The sequence below is a fragment of the Micromonospora sp. genome, assembly GCF_048594385.1.
In the GTDB taxonomy this organism is placed as follows: domain Bacteria; phylum Actinomycetota; class Actinomycetes; order Mycobacteriales; family Micromonosporaceae; genus Micromonospora; species Micromonospora wenchangensis.
Genome location: NZ_JBMDWU010000217.1, coordinates 1 through 1,979, shown reverse-complemented (window position 1 = coordinate 1,979; position 1,979 = coordinate 1). Strand labels below are relative to the sequence as shown.

At 76.0% G+C, this 1,979-nt stretch carries 2 protein-coding genes and 1 pseudogene; 2 read left to right on the top strand and 1 reads right to left on the bottom strand.

Annotated features, from left to right (window positions below; translation table 11 throughout):
- Positions 1-821: pseudogene (locus ACOJTC_RS11770) on the bottom strand (hypothetical protein); the annotation flags it as partial.
- 340 nt (positions 822-1,161) lie between these two features.
- On the opposite strand from ACOJTC_RS11770, the gene ACOJTC_RS11765 reads away from it, so the two are divergent.
- A complete protein-coding gene (locus ACOJTC_RS11765) occupies positions 1,162-1,647 on the top strand; it encodes a hypothetical protein (protein ID WP_420116873.1) in 486 nt (161 codons plus the stop codon).
- 42 nt (positions 1,648-1,689) lie between these two features.
- A partial coding sequence (locus ACOJTC_RS11760; protein WP_420116872.1) for a DUF817 family protein occupies positions 1,690-1,979 on the top strand: 290 nt, incomplete at its 3' end.

Genomic DNA, 1,979 nt, shown 5'->3' with positions numbered 1-1,979 from the left:
GGGCCCGCCCCGGGGGCCCACGCCGGCGGGGCGGCGGTACGCGGTGCCGGCAGGACCACCGACGGCGGCGGGGGCAGGATCGGCGGGGTGACCGCCGGCGGGGCCGGTCGCCGGGCCGGTGCCGTGACCGGCCGGGTGATCGGCGGAGCCGGCGGGGGCGACGGCGGTGCCGTCGGCGTCGACGCTGCGGGCGGCCGGCGGGTGACCGGGGGCGGTGCGGTGTCCACCTCGCCGGGCACCGGCACGGTGGCCAGTTCGGCGGGGGTCGGGGTGTGGTGCCGCTGCGGCGGCCACGGCCCGTCGTCATCCAGCACCAGCCGGCGGGGCCCGCCACGACGCAGCAGCAGTACGGCCACGGCGGCGAAGAAGACCGCCAGCAGCCCCGCACCGACCCGGATCAGCAGCGGGTCCAGCCCGCCGCCCGCCTGCGGAGCCTCCGGCGGCCGGGCGACGGCCCGGGTGGTCGCGGCGGCCGTCCGCGCCGGACGGGAGGCCGCCGCGGAGGACGGGGCCACCGTGCGCGGGGTCGAACCGGGGCGGGACGGGGTCGTGGCGCGCGGACTCGGGCTGGCCGGAGCCGGTGACCGTGGGCCCAGTTGCGGCAGCCGGCCGATCCGTACCCCCTGGCCCTGCGCGTCCCTGGGCAGCACGAGCCGCCAGCCGGGGCGTAGGACCACCCCGTCGGTGAACGTCTCGCCGTCGGGCTGGACCCGGCCGACGTTGAGGTCGACGATCTCCCGGAACCGGTTGCCGTTACCGAGGGTACGCAGCGCGATGGCGTAGAGGTACTCCCGTTGCCCGTCGACGGGTGGCCCGACCACGTAGTACCTACCGGTTTCGGCCGGCACCGCGCTGACCGGCCGTACCGCACCCGCCGGTCGCGCCACGCCCGCCGGCTGCGCCGCCTGTGCCGGCTGTGCCGCCACGAGCAGCGCGATCCCGGCCAGCAGCACCGTGACAAAGGCCCGCCGCATCGCCACCATCGCTTTCCACACCCTCGGTCCCACCGACATCCTCCCGTCCCGGCCCCCTTATACGAACCGGGGTGCCGACGGTTCAACCCGAGCCGGATCGTCCTGCGCGTGGGCGGGTGCCGTCCCGTCAGGCCGGCGGCAGGCCGCCCGCGCGCACCGCGTCCGAGGGTCGTGCCAGGATGTGGCGATGTCGTACCCCCCTCAGCCGTCGTACCCGTCCGCGCCCGGCCCCGTCACGCCGCTGATCGCCTACCCCCAGCCGATCCCCCCGCCGCCCGGGCACGCGGTGCTGGCCGTCTCGGTCAACCGTGGTCCGTACCTGGTGCCCGTCCCGGCCACCAGCCGTTTCAAGGTCGACGGCCGGTTGGTGTCGATCCCCGGCGAGGGCACCTGGTACGTGGCCGTGCCGGCCGGGGCGCACGACATCCGCTACACGGACTTCATGGGCATCCCGATCGTCACCACCGCGCTCACCGTCCAGCCCGGACTGGTCTACCCGCTGTCATTCCGCTTCGGCGGTTGGCGCAACCGGGTCCACGACGGGCAGGGCACCGACGTGACGAAGTTCGGCATGTGGTCGAACTACAGCCTGGTGCTCGTCATCCTGCCGGTGGTGCTGCTGCTCTGCTGCGGTGGTCTCGGCCTGATCGGCGCGCTCTCGACCTCCCCCTGACCGGCGGCACCGGCCGGGCCGGCACCCGGTAGCGTCGCCCCGATGCCTCCTGCGCCCGGACCGAGCGGCCTGACCACGACGGAACGTGCGGTCGACGCCCGCTTCCGTGCCGTGCTGGCCCGGCTGCCCCGACGCGGGCCGGCCGGCTGGCTGGTCGAGTTCCTGGTCTTCGGGCTCAAGCAGGCCTGGGCGTGCGTGTTCGGCGGGGCGATGCTGGCGGTCATCCTGGCGGCCCGGCTCTGGTACCCGCAGGATGCCGCCCTCGCCCGGAACGACCTGCTGACCGTCGCCGCGGTCGCCATCCAGGCGGCCATGCTGGCCGGACGGCTGGA